This window comes from Paenibacillus sp. J14, from assembly GCF_000518465.1.
GTDB classification, from domain to species: domain Bacteria; phylum Bacillota; class Bacilli; order Paenibacillales; family Paenibacillaceae; genus Fontibacillus; species Fontibacillus barengoltzii.
The window spans coordinates 16,827-39,593 of sequence record NZ_JADQ01000047.1 but is presented as its reverse complement, the minus strand read 5'-3'; the positions used below and the strand labels follow the sequence as shown (position 1 = coordinate 39,593).

Sequence of the window (22,767 nt, the reverse complement as noted above, 5' to 3'; positions counted from 1 at the left end):
CATTCCCGAACACTGTGTTGACGCTTGTTTCACGCTCGTCCTTTACTCGATAACGCTCTCGGTCCCGTTGCTCCAGGATCTGCTGATCCAGCGCCTCCAGTACCTGCTTCATCGCACGAGCGAATTCCTCCTGCATTTTCCGGAAAATCCATTGCTCAATCTCTTTCATCGTCGGCATTGTTGTGGTAAAGTGGCTCACAGGAGCTTCCTCCTTCTTGGTGTGTTGTGCGTCAAACATCACTTTACCAAGGGAGAAGCTCTTTTTCTATATCCGCTTTTTCCAATTCCTACACCCACAGAGATTTTACACTATCGTTCGTATTGACAAGAAAACGGAAGCATGCGAAAGTGGACAAGTCTAACCGGGAATGAGAGAATACGAGTGAAGCAACCATGAACAAAGGGAGGAAATCAGTTTGATACGTTTCGCCACGATTGGAACGAACTGGATTACGGAACGTTTTATTCAGGCAGCACTGGAAACGGAGCAATTTGCCTTAACGGCGGTTTACTCCCGGACCGAGGAGAAGGGCAGAGAGTTTGCTGCCAAGTTTGGCGATCCGCAGGTCTATACGGATTTGAAAGCCTTAGCGGCCAGCTCTGACGTCGATGCCGTTTACATCGCCAGCCCGAATTCATTTCATGCGGAGCAGGCCATCTTGATGATGGACCACGGCAAGCATGTGTTATGCGAGAAGCCGATGGCGTCTAATGCGGCAGAGGTTCGCCGGATGATCGAAGCGGCGCGTCGCAACGACGTGCTGTTAATGGAGGCGCTGAAATCGACGCTGATGCCGAACTTCCGGGCCGTGCAGGATAATTTGTACAAAATCGGCCAGGTGCGGCGCTATTTTTCAAGCTATTGTCAGTATTCTTCGCGGTATGATGCCTTTAAGCAAGGCAAGGTGATGAATGCCTTTAATCCCGCGTTTTCTAACGGGGCTTTGATGGACCTCGGCATTTATTGTATCTATCCGATGGTGACACTGTTCGGGAAACCGGAATCGGTGCAGGCTTCTGCGGTGATGTTGTCTTCGGGCGTGGACGGAGAAGGCAGCCTTGTTGTGCGGTATCCGGAGATGGACGGCGTGATCATGTATTCGAAAATTACCGACTCCTATCTGCCAACGGAAATCCAAGGGGAAAACGGTACGATCGTGATCGATCGGATCAATCAGCCCTATGAGGCTAAAATTCTGTACCGTGACGGCACAACTGAGGAATTAACCTGCTTCCAGCCGCAGGAGTCGATGTACTATGAAGCGTTGGAGTTCATTGAGCTGATTCTCAGCGGCAAGCGGGAAAGCCAGATCAATACCCATGCCCGTTCGCTAGCCGTTGCCGAGCTGATGGAGGAAGCCAGACGCCAGTTCGGATTGCGGTACGCGGCGGACGAGGACCAAGCCTGAGTCGTCGTTGGCCAGTCTGCTGGAATTGTCCTCAATGATTTAGCCCAAGCCGGTAGATCGGTTTGGGCTATTTGCGTTCTGACGCATCCTCTCTTATGGGGTTGCTTTTGCACCATTATCCCCATGAGTCAGGTAGGCAAGTAGGGCAAGTGTGGGAGTAGTGGGGCAATATAAGATCATCAGAGATCCCCTCCTCAGTTCTAACTCCAATTTCCCTGAGTATAAGGGATAATCATGAAAAAGGAGCGTTGGAGATATTTGCGCCCCCCAAACTGACACAAATTCCCGTTGCAACCGCTTACATACTGAGATAGGATTATCGGAAGAGGTGAACTGGTTCATGAAGGACAAGAAATGGCTGGCGGGTATGTTGATTTGCATCGTGGTTTTGGTCTATTTGTTCATCGGCTTTGCGAGGTACTCGGGGAAGATGGGCAGCATTGTTAAAGAGCTGCAAGGGCAGCCCGCGAGCGGTGAGCCGCGCTATCATATCGTGCTGATCGAGCAGGAGCGGTATCATCCCTATTGGGAAATGGTCGAGAAAGGGGCGGCGGAGGCAGCGGAGAAATACGGCATCGACATTGAGTTCACGGGACCGGTGCGCAACAACATGGAGGAACAGCTGAATTTGCTGGAAAAAGCGATCGCCGCCCGCGTCGATGCAATTATTGTGCAGGGGTTAAATGAAGAGCGGTTTACGCCAGTCATCAATAAGGCGGTACGCCGTGGCATCCCCGTTGTGACCATTGACACCGACGCGCCAAACAGCCAGCGGCTGACTTATGTCGGCACTGACAATTTAGCCGCGGGCGAGCGGTTGGGGCGTCTTGTGGTAGAGACGACCGGCGGCATCGGCAAGATCGGCGTGATCATCGGCAGTGATCAGGCCGCCAACCAGCTGCAGCGACTGGACGGGCTCAAGAAAATCGTCGCGGCGTACGAGGGGCTGGAGATTGTGGACGTTCGCAGCTCGAACATCTCCCACATGGAGGCGATTCAGCAGGCGGCTAACATGCTTCGGAACCATCCCGAGATCACCATTATGGTCGGTACCAGTGCAACCGATGCGCTTGGCGTGCTGCAGGCTGCCAAGAACCGCGACGACCTGACGATCATCGGCTTTGACAATCAGAAGGAAACGCTGGAGGCTATTCGCAAAGGGGAGATTGAAGCGACGGTGGCGCAGCAGCCTTTTTTGATGGGAGAAACGGCGGTTCGGCTGCTCTATGAGCACTTCGGGGGACAAGCGCTGAAGAAGGCCTACTTCACGGAAGTGAAAGTGCTAAATGCGCACAACGTGGAGGAGGGCGAGAGTTTATGAGCATCCGCCGTAAATTGTTTCTGTTTATTCCGTTGTTGGTGCTGGTGATGAGTTCGGTGTCCTTCTTCCTGTTCCAAAGCGGAAAGAGTGTTCAAGAGAGCTATCACCTGATGATGAAGCGCATTCTGTTGTACAAAGAGATCTCCTACGAGGTGGGGGAGAACATGCGGTCGATGAACCGATTCATTATGCAGTTGGATCAGGAGAGCTTGNCCGAAGTCGTAAAGCATTTGAATGCGGTCAAGTCCTTGCGATCGGATCTCGACGGGCTCCGGACGATTGGCGGCAGCGACCTGGCCCTCGCCAATTATCGCAACCTGATCGACACCTTCCTGGAGCAGGCCGAGGCGATGATTGAGCGGATTAGCTACGAGGATTCCGATACGATGGCCGGGGCTTATATCGAAGCGGAGCAGACACAGCGTTTTATCCGCGAGGAGGCGCAGGAGCTGGTCGACTTGGAGCTGGAGCAATATAAACCGATCTACGAAGAGATGATGGACGCGACCGGAAATCTGAACAAGCTGGGCATTCTATTGGTGGTGACGGCAGCGGCATTCAGCATTCTGCTGGCGATTTGGCTGTCACGCAGCATTACCAATCCGATCCGCCGGCTGGTCGCGACCGCCAAACAGATTTCTAAGGGGCGGATGGACACGAAGGCGCCGGAGAGCGACAGCAACGATGAGATCAGTATTTTGTGCCGGGCGTTTAACGGGATGATCGACAATATCCAGCAGTTGATGGCGGAGAATATTAACAACTTGGAGAAGGACCGGCTGGTGAAGGAGCTGGAGCTCAAGACGCTGCAAAGCCAGATCAATCCGCATTTTCTATTTAATACGTTAAACTCGATTTCCAAGCTCGCCTATCTCGAAGGGGCAACTAAGACAAGCGATCTGGCTGTTTCCGTATCGCGCCTGCTGCGCTACAACCTGCAGAAGCTGGACCAGGCGGTCCCGCTTCGGGAGGAGGTGGCCCATGTGACGGAATACATGAACATCCAGAAGGCGCGCTTCCGCGATCGGATTGCCTTCAAGATGAACATCGACGAACGGGCATTGGACGGGCGAGTTCCTTGCTTAACCCTTCAGCCGATTCTGGAGAACGCTTTTGTTCACGGCATCGAGCATATGGAGGAAGGGGCTGTGCTGGAGCTGGCAATTCGCCTTGGCGAGGAGGATCGGGTCGAAATCGAAATCCGCGATAACGGGGTTGGCATGAGCCGAGAAACGGTGGATCGGCTGCTGCAATCGGTGCGCGGAGACGCTCCGCAATTTGGTGGTAAACGGCATTCGACCGGCCTGGGTACGCATAATGTGTTCAAGCGGCTGCATTTATTTTTTGACGGTGAGGAACAAATCGAGATCGACAGCGAGGAAGGGGCAGGCACCGCCGTCCGGTTCACGCTGCCACTGCGCATAGGGATTTCATAGGACGGGAAGGGGGAATCCGAAATGTACACTTTGCTGATTGCGGATGATGAAGCATTGGAACGAGAAGGTCTGGAAATGATGATCCGTCACGCGATGCCGGATACGTTCCGGTTTGTTCATGCGGAGAACGGGCGCAGGGCGATCCAGTTGGCGGAGGAGGAACGGCCGGATTTTATTTTTATGGATATCAAAATGCCCGGGATTCAAGGATTGGAAGCGGTACGGGAGATCATGGCCCGTCAACCGGGGGCTCGGGTGGTGATTATCACGGCCCATGATTATTTTGCCTATGCGAAGGAGGGGTTGGCGCTTGGCGTGCGGGAATATCTGCTGAAGCCGGCCCGGCGGGAAGAAATTCTAGACGTATTGAAGCATCTGATCGCTGAGACGGAGGAGGCGAAGCGGGCCCGCGATGAGCAGCTCTCCCTGCAGGAGAAGCTCTCTCACCTATTACCGCTGGCGGAAAACGAGCTGTCGCTGATGTTGATGCTGGAATATGCGCAGGAGGTAGAAGCCGACCAACTGGCTCGGATGCTGAACCTCCAGTGGCGGAAGGGCTATGCGATGGTCCTGTCGTTTGCGAAGCATAACCCCAAAGAATGGGCCAGCTTCCAGGTGGCTAAGAAGGAGATTTACGAAGCGGTCAAGCAATGGGCGAAGCCGGGGTTGTCCTGCATTGTCAGCCCGGTGGTGGGTCATAAGATTGCTTTGTTTATCCCGTTGCCGCCGGGACGGCCGGGGTATGAGCAGCGGGTGATGGCGCTGGAATGGGGCGAGCGGTTGCGCAGCCAGGTGGAGGAGCGCTTTGGGCTGCCGCTGTCTGTTGGGATCGGCGGCGTTCGCGAGGGCTGGGACGGGCTAAGCCGCTCGTACCGCGAAGCGGTCCGCGTCTGCGCGGAGGAGCAGGATATCGTCTGCGTTCGGCATTATGACGATATCGCCGAAAGCTCGGGCAGCCCTGCGATTTCGCTGGATGAGGAGAAGAAGCTGCTGGATGCGCTGCTGCAGCAGGACAAAGCCGAAGCTGCCGAGCGCTTTAACCTGTTATTTGAACGCCTGCAGGAGGAGCGTTCGGATGATTTTCCGCATCTGCGCGGGGATGTAATTGGGCTGCTCCTCTATTTGAGCCGCGGCGTGGAGGCAGGGGACGGTCCCGAGTTAATTGAGGATCTTCGCGCTTGCGAGAATGCGGAAGTGTTGCGGGAACGCGTACTGCACCGGCTTGGCATCTGGATGGATAGCCTGCGGGAACGAAAGGAACACAGCCGTTCGCATGTGGTGCAGCGGGCGATCCTGTTCGTCACCCAGCGGTTCAAAGAAGAGATCTCGATGGAGCAAACGGCGGAATATGTGAATCTCAGTCCTTACTACTTCAGCAAATTGTTTAAGCTGCAGACCGGAGAGAATTTCAGCGACTATCTCACCCGACTGCGGATTGAGGAGTCGAAGCGGCTGATCGCCGAGCGCTCGTTAAGTCTGAAGGAGATTTGTTATGAGGTAGGCTACAAAGATCCCAATTATTTTAGCCGGGTATTCAAGAAAGCCGTCGGCATTAGCCCAAGCGAATATCGTCAGCAAATCGAAACGGAATAATAATGCTTCCGTGCAGTTCAGTGAGTCCTTGTCCCAGACAAGGACTTTTTTGTTGTGATTGCACAAAAAAATCCAGTGAAAGCATCGATTATGAAAGCATTTACATCCGATGGCAAAGGAATGCAGAACAAGCGCAAACGAGTGCAGGCTTTGACCGAACCGAAGTAAGGGAAGCAGTGCTACGATATTCATGTAAGCGCAATCATTACTCAATTCTTCAAAAAGAAGGGGCGTAGGCATAGTGAAAAAACACAGTCATTTTGTACGGTTAAGTTTGGCGGCCATTTTGTTGGCTTCCACCCTGGCAGGCTGCGGAATTGTATCGGATGGCAGCGCCAACAGCGGGAACGCAACGAACAATGCGGGCAGCGCGGCTGGAGGCAAGGACGACGGGAAAATCGTGATCGGGATGTCCATGGACACCCTGAAGGAAGAACGCTGGCAGAAGGACCGGGATTTATTCACCGCTAAAGTCGAAGAGCTCGGGGGCGAAGTGAAGGTGCTTGCGGCAAACGGTGACGATGCAACCCAGTTGAGCCAAGCTGAGCAGCTGATTTCGCAAGGCGTTGACGTATTGGTCGTCATCGCGCATAACGCGGAAGCGACTGCACCCATCGTGGAAAAAGCGCACAAAGAAGGCATCAAGGTCATCGCATATGACCGTTTGATTCGAAACTCGGACGTTGACTACTACATCTCCTTCGATAACGTTCGGGTCGGTGAACTCCAAGCCCAAGCTGTCATTGATGCCGCACCAAAGGGCAACATCGTATACATCGGCGGTGCGGATACGGACAACAACGCGCACATGTTTAAGGAAGGCGCGATGAACGTGCTGAAACCGCTGGAGGAGAAAGGCGATATCAAGATCGTCTATGACCAGTTCTCCAAGGACTGGAAGCCGGAGGAAGCGCTGAAGAACATGGAGAACGCGCTGACCGCCAATAACAATGATATCCAGGGCGTAGTTGCTGCAAATGACGGTACGGCCGGCGGGGTTATCCAAGCGTTAAACGCCCAAGGAATGGCCGGCAAAATCCCGGTATCCGGGCAGGATGCAGACTTGGCTGCAGTTCAACGGATCGCTGAAGGAACGCAGCTGATGACCGTCTACAAGCCGATTAAATCGATTGCTACCACCGCTGCAGAAATGGCCGTTGCAGCCGCCAAAGGCGAGGAAGTCCAAGCCGATAAAACGGTCAACAACGGTAAGATTGACGTACCTTCCGTGTTGCTGGATCCGATTCCAGTCAACAAGGATAGCCTGAATGTCGTAATTGATGACGGGTTCCACAAGCTGGAGGACGTGTACAAAAACGTACCCAAGGATCAATGGCCGAAGTAATACGAACCGGATACCCGGTTAGGGCGGAAGCGGCGAAAATCAGGGAGCGCTTCGGCGCCTCCTTGGTTTCGCGCTATTCGCCGATCCTTAGGCGAATGAAGGAGAGCTAAGCCTATGTATGTATTGGAAATGGTGAACATCAGCAAGGAGTTTCCTGGCGTGAAAGCCCTTGACCGCGTAAACTTCCAAGTGCGTAAAGGGGAAATTCACGCGCTGTGCGGCGAGAACGGAGCGGGTAAATCCACGCTGATGAAGGTGCTAAGCGGCTTGTATCCAGCCGGCACCTATAGCGGGGACATCGTCATCGGCGGCGAGAAGAAGCAGTTCCAAGGCATTGCCGATGCGGAAAAAGCCGGCATCGCCATCATTCACCAGGAGCTGGCGCTTGTGAAGGAGATGACGGTTGGCGAGAATATTTTCCTTGGGGCAGAACCCACCAAACGCGGCGTGATCCAGTGGGATGAGCTGTATCATAATGCGGCGCAATGGTTGAAGCGGGTTGGACTGAATATTTCTCCGGACACCAAAATCGGCAGTCTCGGCATCGGCCAGCAGCAATTGGTGGAGATCGCCAAGGCACTGTCCAAGCATACGCAGATATTGATTCTGGATGAACCTACAGCCGCTTTAACGGAAAGTGAAGTGGCGATCCTGATGGACATCCTAAATCAACTGCGCAGCGAAGGGGTGTCTTGCGTATATATCTCGCACAAGATGCCGGAGGTGTTTGCTCTGGCCGACTCGATTACGGTACTTCGCGACGGCCGCACGATCGCGACGTTGGATCGCAAGGAAACGAATGACGACCAGGTCGTATCGCTGATGGTCGGACGGGAGCTGACGGAACGGTACCCGCGGGTGGAGCATCGCCCATCGGATACCGTGCTGGAGGTTCGAAACTATAACGTGTGGCATCCGGAGAAGCGGAATCAGAGGGTGATTAAGGATGTCAGCTTCCAGGTGCGCAAAGGGGAAATCCTCGGCATCGCGGGATTAATGGGGGCCGGCCGGACGGAGCTGGTCAGCAGCCTGTTTGGCGCTTACGGCGGCAAGGCGACAGGTGAGGTCTTCGTCGAAGGCAAACCGGTGCGGATTCGCTCCGTTTCCGATGCCATTCGCGCCGGACTCGCCCTCGTCAGCGAGGATCGCAAGCGTCAAGGTCTCGTCATGGGGATGGACGTCAAGACGAATACAACGATGGCGACGTTGGCGAAGGTCTCGAAGTTTGGTGTGATTAACGATAACGAGGAAATCCGCTGGGGTCTGAAATATGTGCAGGATTTAAAGACGAAAACCGCATCGTTGGAAACCCCTGTCGGTACGTTGTCCGGCGGGAACCAGCAGAAGGTCGTCGTCGGCAAATGGCTGATGTCTGACCCGAAAATTCTGATTATGGACGAACCAACCCGCGGCATTGATGTCGGGGCGAAATATGAGATTTATCATTTGATGAATCAGCTGGTCGATCAGGGCGTGGCGATCATCATGATTTCCTCGGAGCTTCCAGAGGTGCTTGGGATGAGCGACCGGATTCTGGTGATGAGTGAAGGCCGATTCGTCCGGGAGTTCGACTGGCGCGAAGCGACCCAAGAAAATATTATGCAAGCCGCAACAGGAGGGAAATAAACATGGAGCTTCAAAAGGAAATCGGTAAACAAACGGACGGTTCGGCGGTAAAGTCGACGCTGTGGGGCAGCCTGTTCGGCAAAATGGACGTGCGCGCCTACACGATGGTGGGGGCACTGGTGTTGATCTGGGTGTTTTTTGGCCTGCTGGACCCCACCTTTTTGACGCCGCGGAACTTATCTAACCTGTTTACGCAAATGTCGGTGACCTCGATCTTGGCAATTGGGATGGTCCTGGTGATCGTCGCCGGGCATATCGACTTGTCGGTGGGCTCTATCTTGGGGTTAACCGGCGGACTTGCCGCGATCTTTAGCAACTGGCTGGAGCTTCCGGCGATTGTAGTCATTCTCGCAACGCTGGCGGCTGGCGCGATCTTAGGCTTGGTGCAAGGCTGGCTGGTCGCTTACAAAATGATCCCCGCCTTTATCGTCACATTGGGGGGCATGATGGTCTTTCGCGGGACGCTGATGGGCGTGACGAAATCGATGACAATCCCGGTCTCCGATAAAGTGCTGGCGTTGTTAGGTAACGCGTATTTTGCCTCGGGATTCGGCATCATCCTTGGGGTTTTGGCCATCGCTCTGATTGTATGGAGTACGCTGCGTAAACGCCGTTCCCGGCAGAAATATGGCTTCGAGGTGGCGCCGTTTGTGGTGGACGTGATCAAGATGGCGGCGCTCTCCCTGCTGGTCATCGCTTTCGTGCTTGTGATGAATGCCTATAAAGGCATTCCGTTCCCAATCATCTTCGTTATCGTGCTGGCGGCCATTTTCTTCTTCCTGTCCACCAAAACGACCTTCGGCCGGCACATTTATGCCATTGGCGGTAACCTGGAAGCGGCTCGGCTGTCCGGTATCAACATCCGCCGCAAGACGATGACCGTCTTCCTGCTCAGCGGGTTGCTGGCGTCCATCGCGTCGATTATCTTGACGTCGCGCCTGGCTTCGGCGACGATCACCGCCGGGAACATGGCAGAGATGGATGCGATCGCAGCTTGCGTCATCGGCGGGACATCGTTGATGGGCGGCGCGGGGACGGTGCTCGGCGCTTTGATCGGTGCGCTGGTCATGACTTCGCTCGACAATGGGATGTCGCTGATGGGGCTGGAGTCGTTCTGGCAATACGTGGTGAAGGGTTCGATTCTTGTCTTTGCCGTTTGGCTCGACATTTCCAACCGGCGCAAAGGGTTGAGATAAGAGGTTGATAAATAAAGACGGCACTTCTTAGGAGCCTGTTCCTTTGTTGGGGAGCTCCTTGGAAGTGCCGTTTTTCGTTTCGTTTGGTTTGGCTTGGTTCTGTGGTTTGATTCTTAGGTTTGGTATTTTTTGGTTCGGTTCGCTTGACGGTCCTTTGGTGGCTTTAGCCGAGGCTTCGTTGTTAAGTTAATTGGTGGCTTATTTATTGGTAGGTGACGATCAGCGCATTGCTGATTTTGCGGCCCGGCTGGGTCAGGTATTTACCGTTATAATACAAGCCGCTGGAAGCGCCGCCGTCAAGGTTCATCGCTTGGTACGCGCCGGCTTGCTTCATGATTTCTGCCAGCTGCGGAATCGTGGCACCGCCGGTGGTCAGCAGGATCAGCTTATGGTCCCGCGTGATCCCCAGGGCGCTGCGGGCACCGCCGCCGGTGAGGATTTTCGGGTCCTTGAAGCCCTCAGCTTTAACGTCGATGGCCACTTTGCCATTGACCACAAGTCGTGGACCGGCTTGAAGCGCTCCTTCCATCGTGCCTGCGTTAAAGGCATCATTGAAGTCTTCGCCGGGGATTAACCGCGCCAGCAGATTGGAGTCATAGGTGAAGATCGTACGCTTGTCGCCGGAAGCCTTCATCTTCATCACGCCGCCGCTGACGATATAGCCGTAAGGCGCTTTGTAGGCGTTATCGGTATAAGCGTTGAAGAACGTGCCGTTGATGGCGGCAACCGCTTTGTGGCGCTTGGCGAGGCTGCTCAGCTCCTCGACTTTGCCAACCGCGTCGCCAGCGAGCGCGACCTTTAGGCGGACCTTCGGATCCATCAGCGAGATGGTGACCATCTGCGTGGAGAAGGAACGTCCGCCGACTTTGAACGTCTTGCGCGCGCTGACGATCGCTTTGGAGGCGCCGGCGCTGGTGAGCGCGCTGCGGCTCGCGTACGGCAGGGTCAAGCGGGTATCGCCTTGACCCAGCGTAATGGAGCCGGCGGCCTTGTCCCAATCCGCCGGCAAATTGAACGTGGCGCTGACGAACTGCAGCGGCACGTAGGTTGCGCCGGCCAGGGTGAACGGCGCGTCGGCTAAGGCGACCGGCTCGCCATTGACTTCGGCTTTGGCGGAGCCGGCCTTCAGGATCGCGGACGTGGCTTCGCCCTGCGCGATCGTCAGCTGCTGCCGGGCCGCGTCCCACTGAACGTGGATGCCGTTCAGTCCGTCTAAGGCCCGGCTCGGCACAAACGCACGTCCGCTGGCTGAGTCCAGCAGGACGACGTTTTTGGCCGGCGCCGCCGTCGCTGTGCTTGCGGCGGCGGCGGGAGCCGGGGCGGCGGCCCAGCTGATGCCGCCGGAGAGGAGGCAGACTAGGGCGAGCGCTAGAAGCAACAGGCGTCTTGCATTGTTGCGAGAGAACATGCTCGTTTCGTTCATCAATGTGGTTTCTCCTTTTTTTATGTATATTGGAAATCGCTACTCTATCTAATATCGGAAAGGTACTCGATTTTTCATATACAAAATGGTGCGGATGAAGAAAAATTTGGAATATACTCGGTTTTTCATATAGATTTCGATCAATTCTCTCGAAACTGGGCAAATATATATGAAATTTCATATACATTCCCTTAAAACCGCAGAAAACGCTGAAATGTATTCGATTTTTCGCATACATTTGGTGCGGAAGGGAAGTGGAGACGAACTACATTGTGTGGAAGGTGAGTGTGGGCGCACCCATACCAATAAACAACGGTTCGAAGGGGAAGTTGAGCTGCATCGACACCAAATAAATAACGATAAAATAACGATGCGAGGAGGGGAGCCGCATCCATACCAGTAAATAACGGTTTGGAGGAGATAAACAACGGTGTAAGAGGGGAAGTCACATCCACACCAAAAAACGGTGCAAGTGCAACCCCTCACACTGCGTTGCAGCTTTATCCGCCGCATTCACAATCACACCTCATCCACCACCGCTCTCGCCAAGCTCACCATCCGTCGCATCCACCGCTATTGTCACGTTCACCACTGCTTTCGCCGCATCCACCGCTCTCACCGCATATACAGCTTCCGGTAATACTCCTCCAGCATCCGCTTGGTTGAGAATGCCTCGCGGGTGGTTTCGATGCTGCGCTGCATCATCTGCACCCAGCGGGGGCGATCCTCGTAGTAGGCCGGCACGACCCGGTTGAGCAGCGTGTCGTAGAGCGCTGCGCTGTCATGCCGGTCCAGCTCGTCCGGGTCGGCCGACTCGAAGCCGTCGCCGATCTGCCAGCCGTTCTCGCCGTCCAGGCAGGCCTCCGGCCACCAGCCGTCGAGGATCGAGCAGTTCAGCACGCCGTTGACGGCGGCTTTCATCCCCGAGGTGCCGCTCGCTTCCAGCGGCCGGCGCGGGTTGTTCAGCCAAACGTCCGCGCCGCGGGTCAGCTTGGCGCCGATCGTCATGTCGTAGTTTTCCAGAAACACGACGCTGCCAGGATATCGCTTCATCATCGCGACCAGGTTGCTGACGATCCGCTTGCCCGTTTCGTCATTCGGATGAGCTTTGCCGGAGAAGACGAGCTGGATCCGTCCTGATTCAAGATAAGGTGAGATCAGGTCTGGCCGGGAAAAGATTAGGTCGCTGCGCTTATACGGCGCAGCCCGGCGCGAGAACCCGATCAGCAGCCGCTCCGGGTTCAGCTCCACTCCCGAGCGCTCGCGGATCAAATCGATCAGCTCGCGCTTTAACTCCATGTGGACGGCCCATAGATCGCCGCCCTCGTCATAAGCGCGGAGAATCCGCGGGTCGGCCCATGTCGGCAGGTGGATCGCGTTCGTGATCCCGATGATCTCCGAGCGACCGGCCACGTCCTTCCACATGCGGTTTGCGGTCTCCGCATGCAAGGCGGCTACCGCATTGGAACGGCGTGCGAGCCGCAGACCAGCAACGGTCATGTTAAACGGGTTGCCGCCAATCCGCTCCATCTGGTCGCGGCTTAACCCGTTGTAGGCAGACATCGTCTCCAGCAGATCCAGCCCATGGGCTTCATTGCCTTCCTTAACCGGCGTATGCGTCGTAAAGACGACGGATTCACGGGTATTCCGCCAAGCCGATTCGAAGGTGAATCCGGCTTGCATTTTTTCGCGAATCAGCTCCGTGGCGGCCAAGACCGCATGCCCCTCGTTGAAATGGTACACCTCTACCGGGATGTTCAGTGCGCGAAGCGCCTTTACGCCTCCGATGCCCAGCACAATTTCCTGGGCAATTCTTTCCTCACCGAAGCCGCCGCCATACAAGCGGGCGGTAATCCAGCCGTTCCCGCAGCCCGGGAGGTCGGTATCCAGTAAATAGAGCGGATTATTGCCAAACTGTTCGGTTTTCCATACTTTGCAAGGAACTTCGGTATTTTTGATCGTCACCGTGACGGTAATGCCGGTGTCCTCCAGAAATTCATACTCATGATCCGTAAACGTATCGTAAGGCCGTCCATCCTCACCGATTCGCTGGTCGGTATATCCTTGCTTCCACTTAATGCCAATGCCGACGAGGGGAGCGCCGATGTCCTTGGCCCCTTTGATGAAATCGCCGGCGAGGATGCCTAGTCCCCCCGCATACATTTTAAAATCGGAATGAAGACCGTACTCCATGCTGAAATAAGCAACGGTAGGGGGTTGCCTTTCGCCCATGGGAATACCTCCTTTGCTATGCAAACGTCGTGTTGCACTGAAAGCGATTTACGCTATTAGTGTAGTCTGGAGGCGGGCGGAAGGTGACTTTTATTGGGTAGTTTATAGTCTATTCAACGATAAATGAATATTTTTTTATGGGATATATTGGATGAATGTAGTATATTTAGCCTAGTGACATATTTCGATAATAAACCAAAAGTAGTATGCAAGGGAGGAATAGATTTGTTAATTTCGAAAAGATATCAACTTGTTACTGAAATATATAAGGCAGCTACGACAGAAATATGGAGTGCAATTGACATTAGAAACGATGAAGAAGAAGTTATGATTAAGATACTTAGATTTAGTAATGCTGATGAACAACTTCTAGTAAAAGAGCTTTTTAGAAGGGAAGCCGAGTCTTTATCCCGTATTCGACATGAAAATATAATTACATATAAAGATTCAGGAGTTGAAAATAATTTATTCTATATTGTTACAGAATGGTTTGAGGCAGACAATTTATATCAATACATAAATAATAATCCTGATATTTCTTATGAAAAGAAAATAAAAATAATGTTAGACATACTTTCTGGATTATCTGAAGCCCATAAGAACAAGGTAGTACATCGAGATTTAAAACCAACCAATGTACTTGTTGATATTTTTGAGAATGTCAAAATTATTGATTTTGGAATCAGCAAAATTCTTGGTGTAACTTATAATAATAATCAAACTTTAAAGGACATGATGACGGTAGCATATGCTTCGCCGGAACAACTTTTACGAGGTAATATAAGCTTTACGAGTGATTTTTATTCCGTTGGTTGCCTATTTTATTATTTATTAACAGCCCAAGACCCACCAGAAGATAAAGGCTCATTACTAACGAAAATTGATCCGATTAATTGCTCTAATTCTATTAAAGAATTGCTTACTTTACTATTACAAAATGATTCTAGTAAGAGACCTGATAATATACATCAGATAATAAATGTAGTTAGGTCGGAGTACATGAATTTATTATCCAGAAGAACAAAGTTGTATTTAAAAATAAAAGGTCAAATATCAAAGGATTTGTACTCTTTAGGAAAAATTAGACAAATGAACATTGAGAGTGCAATTAGTTTCATTTCTAATGATTTAGAACAGTCTGTTATTTACAAAAATAATAACAACTACTATTTAATCGGAAATTCGTTGAAATATCATTGTAAGCTTTCACCAGACCAAAGTTGTTTTATTGTTGGTTTAATTAACAACTTAGATGATGATTTTAACTTAAAAGAGCAAGAATTACGGCGCGGCATCAGAGTTTATGCTAAGTGGTTTGTTGTAAAAAACATGCAAGAAATGGAAAGATCTGAGGCGCTCAGTCAGGTATTACTACATGTAAATGACGAGGAAAGGAAAAGAAAGGTAAGTAAGGCGAGGGAAGATGAGGAGAATAAGCTACTTAAAAAATGGGATGATTACCTACAAGATGAAAAATTAATAATTCAAGAAAAGAAAAGACTATGTAAATACTCAAATTTTATCTATGATGAAATGTCTGGAAAACTTGTAGTTACAGTTGATAATTCTGATGTTGGCCTAGAGAAAAATGATTTGATTCAACTAACTTCAAAAAATGGTACAAGCCAAATAACAGTGGGAGTGCTTGATAGCATTGAACAAGACAATGTTATTATAAATATTAAACCAAATGTAAATTTAGAGGAAATCTCCACAAGAGGAAAGCTTGGATTAGATTTAGTTCAAGCTGAGGCGAGTCTAAAAAGATTACAAAACGCTACCAGAGCTGTAACGGATGGTCGTACCGTTAATCCTAATTTGATTGAAATAATCCGCGACCCGGAGTTGGCTACGATGAATTCTATTATAGAGCGGAAAAATTTTATACAGACTCTTGATTTTTCTAATAAAGTAGCAGTTAATAAGGCACTATCAACAAAAGATGTATTTTTAATACAAGGGCCGCCAGGAACAGGGAAAACGACAGTAATTACTGAAATAATTTTAAAAATATTGGAAGAGGATCCTGAAGCGAGAATTTTACTTGCCTCACAATCACATGTTGCTGTCGATCATGCACTTGCTAATATTGTAAAACATATTGGCAAACACAAAGCAATTAGAGTGGGAAGATTAGAAAAGATCTCCGAAGAATCCGAATCGTTATTGATGACAAATCAAGTAAATAGATGGGTTGCGCAAGTTCGAGAGACCTCTAAAAAAAATTTCCAAATTTATTTAGAATCTAATTTTACTTTAAGCGAGGAACAAATTGGTGAAAAGATGAGTCAGATTGAAAAATTTAACGAAAATTTAGAGCAAGATCACAGTACACTTACATTAAATAAAAACGAGAAGAAATTATATGAGTTGACCAATATTACCAGAGAATGGCATAAACGCTTAGGGAATTTAGATGAATTTGATGAAATCTTTGCCCAGAATGCCTCAGTAGTTGCAGCAACATGTCTCGGAATAGCTTCTCGTCATATTTTAAACGAAATGGCATTTGATTGGGTTATTGTTGATGAAGCAGCAAGAGCTACTACTCCTGAACTACTTGTACCGTTAGTTAGAGGGAAAAAAATTATTTTAGTTGGAGATCACAAGCAGTTACCTCCTGTAGTCAATTCGAATATTGAACAATATAAGAAAGAAGAAAAGGGACTCAGAAAAAGCGATCTGGAAAAGAGTTTATTTGAAGAGCTTTTTGAAAGAATTTCAGATGAAGCAAAAATTGTCCTTACTTCACAGTTTAGGATGCACCCTACAATCGGACAATTAATTAATGATGTTTTTTATCCTACAGAAAATATAGTTTCAAAAAAATTACCTCAAGAGAGACAACATTTTTTAGATTGGTGGCCTAAAACTATTATATGGCTAAATACTCATGGTTTAGCTAATAACATTGAGCAAAATGTGGGTGTATCAAAGAGAAATGATGCTGAAGCCACTGTTATATCAAAATTGTTATCTGAGATCGAAAATATTTACGGTGAAAAGAATATTAAAGCATCTGTAGCGGTTATATCAGGTTATGATGCTCAAAGATCAATAATAACTAATTTGGTTCAACCAAATGATAATAAAAAATGGAAAAACCTGAAGATTCAAATCAATAACGTTGATGCGTTTCAGGGATCGGAATCAGATATAGCTATATATAGTATTGTAAGGAACAACTCCAAGGGTAAAATTGGATTTTTGGATGATGCTAGACGTTTAAATGTTGCCCTTTCTAGAGGGAAAACATGTTTAATATTAGTCGGTGATGCGAAATTTGCGGAAAGAGCTCGAGTAATTGGTAGAAATCCATTTGTAGATGTCATTGATTTCATTCGAAACTATCCTAATAATTGCTTATTGGAGGACCTAAGATAATGTTCCTAGAGAAACATGTAAAAAATAATAGCTCGGAGTTTCCAGGATTTAAGCTTGTTGGATATTGCGAAATAGGTATACCAATGTTTAGGCGGAAATTATATTGCTCAATGGTATCAAAAAAACGATTAGCGGTTGTAGATGAGTTTGTACTTAGATATTCCACATTAAATTTATCTTTTGATGATATCAGTAGTGTAATGGGGCTTCCAAGGGAATTAATAGAACAGTCTTGGTATAACCTTCTGTCAAAGGAATTAATCGATAGATCTAATGTATTAACAAAGAAAGGGAGAGAGTATTTAGAAACTTATAAACTAGATAACTATGAAATATTAGAAGTGAATGTTGCAATAAATGGGTTGAACGGTAATATCGAAGTAGATAACTCAAATATGATGTCAAGTAGATCTCTTAGGGAGTTAGGACTTAAATCAGTTATGCCACTAATAGATATTCCTAACATTGAAAATATAGATCTGAGGAAACTAAAACAAACTATTAGAAAATTAAGAAAATTGAATAATGACGAAGATGAAATGGAGTTAATGGGACTACACAATGTTATTGCGAAAGCAACTAACTATAAGCGTCTATTCTTATTAATTTTTGCTGACTTCAGTGGAGACAAGAACTTTAGATATATGGTCTTTGATGGGTGGCAGAGAATGGAAAATTACGAAGATTGTATCTTAGAACTCGATAACTCAGGATCATCTGTAATTAAAATAAATATGAGTTCATACTTCGAAGATAATAAATCTCACCTTCTTAGTGAATTGTTACCTAATTTAGATGAATCTCAAGAAATGAATATAGGAGTATTATCAGAAGAGTGGGAAAAGTTGCTAAGTGAAGCGAGAACTAATGTTTGTATCTCGTTACCTCTGGTTGATATGGCTGAAATATCAGATTACTTTATTGAAACTTTAGCAAAATGCTCTAGCCGAGGAGTAAATGTGGAGGTTTTCATTACTGGTAGGGAATTTACAAATGGATATCAAAAGAGACAATGTGAAAAATTGTTAAATATCAACAAAATAACAGTTTCTAATTATCCATGCTTTGATTCAAAAATACTGATGATAGATGATACTACGGCGGTTGTTTCTGATTTCCGTAAAACTGAGTTGAATTTAGTTCATAGTAAGGCATGTTTTGCTGAGTATGGGTACAAAATACATTCTGAAGATGCTATTAGTCTTATAAAAAAGAGAATAAACGGCTTAAGAAGAGTACAAACGAATATCTCAAAAGATATAAATGAGAAATGGTATAGAGAGAAAATGCTGAGTATTATTAGTTTATATTACCAATTTGATGATACTATAAAACAGAAAAACAACATTGGGTGGCTAGAAGAAGATGCTATTCCGGATGTACAAAAATTAGTTAGTTATGGACTCGTTAAAAATGAGGAGATGTATAAAGATTTTTTCAATCTTATTAATAAATCACTTGTTGAAAATGTTGAAAATTATTGGACTCGAAATAATCTAAAGGGTTATTTCTGGAATGGATTTAAAAATGAGTATCCTGACTTACAAAAGATTTTACATAAAATAAAGTTGTACAGACACTCTACCCATCATCTTGCATTGGATGATAAAAATAAGCCAACATACTACAAGTTTCTTGATGAAGATTTAGGTGGTAGTATGCCAATGTTTGTAAGAGGAGGATATCAAAGAATACAATTAAAAATAATTGACTCCTTAGAATCTGAGTTAAAAAGGTTATGTAGCTAAAATTTTTATAAATTCATTATGAGAGCTCCCATTCGACCGATGAATGGGAGCTTTTGTGAATTGAAAGTAGAAATAATAATCAATTGTTAGTAATAATCATTGAGAGCAGGGCCCAAATCCTCCGGATGGAGATCGCTGTCAACGTAAGCCCGCTCCTGTTCTTCGTTGGCGATCGCTTGAATTTCTTCGGAGCCGATGTTGATGTAGACGTAACCGTCCTGGGCTTGCTTCTTTAAGGCTCGTTCCTTGAAATATTTCGGACTTGCCTCGCCCGCCTCCTCATCATAAACGAGCAGAATGCCGTCAGTCTTGCGGAACAGCAGCTCGTCCCGGCCTGTAAACTGCCAAGGACCAAGGTACCCCTCCTTACTTGCGGCTGCGTAATGGTCGACCTGGCGCAGAATTTGCGAATAGTAGTCTTTTTTCTCGTCGCTCCATTTCTCTTCTTGACGGCTGTAGGCGGTGATGATCGAGCATTTCAGCTGAGGATACCGCTTCTTCAACTCAAAAACAGCTTCGCAGGCCCACAGATCCACGCCGTATTGGCCAGGGGTAATGACCCATTCTAACCCTTCTTCGAGCAAGGGAATGAGGCGATTGATCATCGCTTGGCGGATATAGGGAATGCCAGGATGCTTCTGGTTGAAGATACCGAGCTCATGGGCGCGGTAACCGGTGACAAGCAGATTTTTCAAGTCGATAACTCCTTAACATAAGTTGATCCTAGTGCCGATCACGGCCACGTAACGTATTATACCTTGCTTTTCTTAACCGGCAAAAACAAAAACACCGCTTCGCAAGGGAGGAAGACCTCACTGGCTCGGCGGTAGATGTTTGACATTCACCATATACGGGATCAGGCAGATCGCCCAAGCCCATGGCAGCGGTTACAAAAAAACGTGACTATTAACCGTGAATCGAGAGCAGGGTAAACACGGTATAGAACACCGCATAAAAAGCACCCAGTCCCACAATCCATAGAAAAGCGTTGCCTTTCAATTTCTCCGGTTGCCACATGAGGATTCGCTCCTTTACGTTTCACTGGACTCATAAAAATGTGAACAAATTGTGTCTGACTTAATTATTGAACATTTTGTGTCAAAAATCAAACAATTTATTGAACAAATTCAAACTTTTTTTGAAAATCAACGAAAAACCATGCCCCGTAAGGCATGGTCGGTCACTTGAGTTTTCAGTTATTATCCTTTAAATGGGGAAAAGCCTTCCTCCGCTAAATATTCCCCGGCTTCCTCACGGGTTTCAAAAGCCATCTCCAGGCTTAATCCGGAGTAGATATACCACAAATCATCCTCATATTTGAGTGTCAGCTTCTCACCTTTGGCATTCACCCATATCCCCCCGGTTGAGGTGTTGTGCAGGGAACCGTCTTTAGCTCTGGAGTTAGCAGGGGATGAAACGCTGTCTTCGTCCTTTCGGACGGACAAAGAGGCAATGGACGCCTCGACCAGGCGACGTAACTCCGGCTCTGCCATGTCCCGGATATTTACGAATCCTTTGGCATCGGTCTCATACCCGTCCAACAGCCCGGCGTATACAAACCCGTTCCCGTTGGGGTGTAGGTGGTAGACAACGGTTTTTTTATCATAAACGCTGCCTTCATAGTGGAAATTTACCCGGCCCAGCGATACGTTTCTTTGTTCCAGCTCAGGGAATGATTTGAAGATTTCCAGTTTCTGCTCAAATGTCAGCATGCTGCCCAACCTCTCAAATGGCGAAATTGCGGGGGCTTGTCCTTCCCGCGTCTATTGATTATAGCATATCGGACGCTCCAATTCGTTCCGTTTCCCCATCGGCGGGTTAGCAGGTATAATGAATGAAAGGTGAGTCGAGCAAAGGAGGAAGGAACGAATGGGAGAGGCGACAATCAAGTGGGGAATTTTAGCGGCTGGGGGAATTGCCGAATCGTTTGCGGGGGATTTGGCGCATGCGAGCAACGGCGAAGCCTATGCCATCGGTTCGAGAAATCTGGAGAAGGCCAAGGCGTTTGCTGAAAAATACGGGATTCCTAAAGCTTATGGAAGCTATGAGGCACTGGTCGCTGACCCGGAAGTGGATGCCATCTATGTAGCTACACCGCATCCTTACCATAAGGACAATGTGATGATGGCGCTGCGTGCGGGGAAGGCCGTCTTATGCGAGAAGCCGTTTACGGTTAATGCCGCCGAATTGGAGGAACTGGTTACCTATGCCCGCGAACACAAGCTGTTCCTGATGGAAGCGATGTGGACGCGGTTTCTGCCGGTCATCCGCCGTGTGCGGGAATGGCTGGCGGCTGGACGGATCGGCGAAGTGCGCTTGGTGAAAGCGGACTTTGGCTTCCGCGCCGGCTGGGATCCGGCCGGAAGGCTGCTGAACCCCGAGCTTGGCGGCGGGGCGCTGCTGGATGCCGGCATCTACCCGGTTTCCTTTGCGTCGATGGTGCTGGGGCCGCACCCGCAAAGCATCCAAAGTACGGCGCATCTCGGGGAAACCAGGGTCGATGAGCACTTCTCCGTATTGTTGACCTACGAAAATGGGGCTGTCGCTTCCTTAAATGGCGCCGTGCGGTTGGCGATCGGCAACGATGCTTATATTCATGGCACGAACGGCAAGATTTACATTCCCGGGTTCCTTAACGCGACTACAGCCACGTTGTATGTAGATGGGGAAGAACCTGAGACCGTGACCGATGATCGGACCTTTAAAGGTTATGCCTATGAGGCGGAAGCCGTCGGTCTGGCCCTGAACGCCGGGTTGACCGAAAGCAGCGACATTTCGCTCGATGAATCGCTGGCGATCCTGCGCTTGATGGATCAGATTCGCGGGCAATGGGGACTGAAATATCCGTTTGAATGAAATGAAGAGGAGTAGTTTTACATGAATGATCAGATGAACCAACTGCTGGTGGAGAACAATATTCAGCATGCGATGATTGGCGAGGTGATGCATCAGCTGGCGGATATCTTGCCCAGTCTGACCAAGACCCGGCTGGCGGCGTTAGCCGCCGTATATAGCATTCCTGGCCGCTCCAAGATGAAGAAGGAGGAACTGGCCGCAGCCGTTCAAGCAAGCATCGAAAATCCCGAATCGCTGGAGTTCGCTTTACTCAACAGCAGACCAATGGAGTGGGAGCTGTTCGCCTCGGTGTTGGATGGTTCCTGCCAACCAAGCAACGCGACACCTTTCGGATACTACTACTATTTCCTGGATCGCGGCTTGCTGTTTACGTTTTTCACTGACAATCAGTTGCACCTAGTGATTCCAGACGAAGTGAAGGCCGCCTTCCGGAAGCTGGATCAACCGGCTCTCCGGCAGGCGCTGGAACGAAGCCACCGGGTCTACAATTACTTGATGGCGGCGATTAATCTGTATGGAATCATCGAACCCGCGAAGCTGACGGAAATCTATAACGCGCAGAACAGCCATGCATCCATCACGGAAGAAGAATTGCTGCAACAGATGAACCAATTCCTTCTCCGGACGGATCAGTATTTTGAGCCGCGTCAGGGATATATTGCCTCCTTGGACATGGAGGACAAAGAATTTGAGGATCTCAAGGGGAAAGTAAAAGGGAAGCCTTACTATGTGCCGGAAGCGCAAGAGCTGCTTAAATATGCGGATCAAGACTACTTTGAGATGACTCCGCAACTGACAGCGTTGCGGGAGTTCGTAACGAAAGAGTTTCATTTGGATTCGGAAAGCGCGGAGTATTTAGTGGACGACATTCAGCTCGGCTGTTCGATGGAAGCTTCCTTGCAGGATCTGCTCTACGAATTCGAACGTCGGGATCTGGACTTCTTGTCGCAGAAGCAGGTGCAGCAAGCGGTAGCCCTCATCGGTGACGTATACGACCACACCCGGATGTGGTCCAATGCCGGACACACGTTGGACGAGCTGCGCCGGATGCAGGACCCTTCCGGAAGCTCGCAAGCGAGACCTGTCATTCGCGGGTATGTCGTCAAGCAAGCCCGGTCGAACAAGATTGGCCGCAACGATCCTTGCCCTTGCGGAAGCGGTTTGAAGTACAAGAAATGCTGTGGGAAATAATCAAAAA

16 protein-coding genes are annotated in these 22,767 nt (G+C 49.1%); 11 read left to right on the top strand and 5 right to left on the bottom strand.

Going from position 1 to position 22,767, the window contains the following annotated elements; translation table 11 throughout:
- A partial coding sequence (locus tag M891_RS25015) for a UPF0236 family transposase-like protein (RefSeq protein WP_198032042.1) occupies positions 1 to 199 on the bottom strand: 199 nt, incomplete at its 3' end.
- 220 nt (positions 200 to 419) lie between these two features.
- On the opposite strand from M891_RS25015, the gene M891_RS0116785 reads away from it, so the two are divergent.
- From M891_RS0116785 to M891_RS0116750, 7 genes are all read left to right on the top strand, one after another.
- Positions 420 to 1,409 (top strand): Gfo/Idh/MocA family protein, encoded by a 990-nt coding sequence (locus M891_RS0116785; RefSeq protein ID WP_028539639.1) that lies wholly within the window; start codon positions 420 to 422, stop codon positions 1,407 to 1,409.
- Positions 1,410 to 1,749: 340 nt separating this feature from the next.
- The gene (locus M891_RS0116780; protein WP_016313304.1) at positions 1,750 to 2,730 is read left to right on the top strand and encodes a sugar-binding protein; all 981 of its coding nucleotides are present in this window, start codon (positions 1,750 to 1,752) and stop codon (positions 2,728 to 2,730) included.
- Positions 2,727 to 4,166: a sensor histidine kinase gene (locus tag M891_RS0116775; protein WP_028539637.1), complete on the top strand. Its 1,440-nt coding sequence runs from the start codon at positions 2,727 to 2,729 to the stop codon at positions 4,164 to 4,166. The genes M891_RS0116780 and M891_RS0116775 overlap by 4 nt, the downstream gene beginning before the upstream one ends.
- A 21-nt stretch (positions 4,167 to 4,187) precedes the next feature.
- Complete coding sequence (locus tag M891_RS0116770) at positions 4,188 to 5,759, top strand: helix-turn-helix domain-containing protein (protein WP_028539636.1); 1,572 nt, start codon at positions 4,188 to 4,190, stop codon at positions 5,757 to 5,759.
- Positions 5,760 to 6,000: 241 nt separating this feature from the next.
- Entirely contained in the window at positions 6,001 to 7,104 is a 1,104-nt protein-coding gene (gene xylF / locus M891_RS0116760; protein ID WP_036700772.1) for a D-xylose ABC transporter substrate-binding protein, read from the top strand.
- A 114-nt stretch (positions 7,105 to 7,218) separates the two neighbouring features.
- A complete protein-coding gene (locus M891_RS0116755; RefSeq protein WP_016313300.1) occupies positions 7,219 to 8,730 on the top strand; it encodes a xylose ABC transporter ATP-binding protein in 1,512 nt (503 codons plus the stop codon).
- Between the two features lie 2 nt (positions 8,731 to 8,732).
- Entirely contained in the window at positions 8,733 to 9,926 is a 1,194-nt protein-coding gene (locus tag M891_RS0116750) for a sugar ABC transporter permease (RefSeq protein ID WP_028539634.1), read from the top strand.
- A 202-nt stretch (positions 9,927 to 10,128) separates the two neighbouring features.
- On the opposite strand, the gene M891_RS0116745 is transcribed toward M891_RS0116750, so the two are convergent.
- Positions 10,129 to 11,349: a phosphodiester glycosidase family protein gene (locus tag M891_RS0116745; RefSeq protein ID WP_084628913.1), complete on the bottom strand. Its 1,221-nt coding sequence runs from the start codon at positions 11,347 to 11,349 to the stop codon at positions 10,129 to 10,131.
- 615 nt (positions 11,350 to 11,964) lie between these two features.
- Positions 11,965 to 13,581 carry an alpha-glucan family phosphorylase gene (gene glgP / locus M891_RS0116740; protein WP_028539632.1) on the bottom strand — a complete coding sequence of 539 codons (1,617 nt, stop codon included), beginning with the start codon at positions 13,579 to 13,581 and terminating at the stop codon, positions 11,965 to 11,967.
- A gap of 225 nt (positions 13,582 to 13,806) precedes the next feature.
- On the opposite strand from glgP, the gene M891_RS24095 reads away from it, so the two are divergent.
- Together M891_RS24095 and M891_RS0116730 are read left to right on the top strand one after the other, a co-directional pair.
- On the top strand, positions 13,807 to 16,965 hold the full coding sequence (locus M891_RS24095; protein ID WP_051417062.1) for a serine/threonine-protein kinase: 3,159 nt from the start codon (positions 13,807 to 13,809) through the stop codon (positions 16,963 to 16,965).
- The gene (locus M891_RS0116730) at positions 16,965 to 18,713 is read left to right on the top strand and encodes a hypothetical protein (protein ID WP_028539631.1); all 1,749 of its coding nucleotides are present in this window, start codon (positions 16,965 to 16,967) and stop codon (positions 18,711 to 18,713) included. Before M891_RS24095 ends, M891_RS0116730 begins: the two co-directional genes overlap by 1 nt.
- Positions 18,714 to 18,799: 86 nt before the next feature.
- Here the strand turns inward: M891_RS0116730 and M891_RS0116725 are convergent, their stop codons facing one another.
- Positions 18,800 to 19,408, bottom strand: coding sequence for a DUF1273 domain-containing protein (locus M891_RS0116725; protein ID WP_028539630.1), 609 nt, complete (start codon positions 19,406 to 19,408; stop codon positions 18,800 to 18,802).
- A gap of 504 nt (positions 19,409 to 19,912) precedes the next feature.
- Positions 19,913 to 20,425, bottom strand: a complete 513-nt coding sequence (locus tag M891_RS0116715; RefSeq protein ID WP_028539629.1) for a hypothetical protein — start codon at positions 20,423 to 20,425, stop codon at positions 19,913 to 19,915.
- Positions 20,426 to 20,582: 157 nt separating this feature from the next.
- Between M891_RS0116715 and M891_RS0116710 the strand changes: the two genes are divergently transcribed.
- Both M891_RS0116710 and M891_RS0116705 read left to right on the top strand, forming a co-directional pair.
- Entirely contained in the window at positions 20,583 to 21,569 is a 987-nt protein-coding gene (locus M891_RS0116710) for a Gfo/Idh/MocA family protein (RefSeq protein WP_028539628.1), read from the top strand.
- A gap of 21 nt (positions 21,570 to 21,590) precedes the next feature.
- Positions 21,591 to 22,760, top strand: a complete 1,170-nt coding sequence (locus M891_RS0116705; protein ID WP_028539627.1) for an SEC-C metal-binding domain-containing protein — start codon at positions 21,591 to 21,593, stop codon at positions 22,758 to 22,760.
- The last annotated feature ends 7 nt before the right edge of the window (positions 22,761 to 22,767 follow it).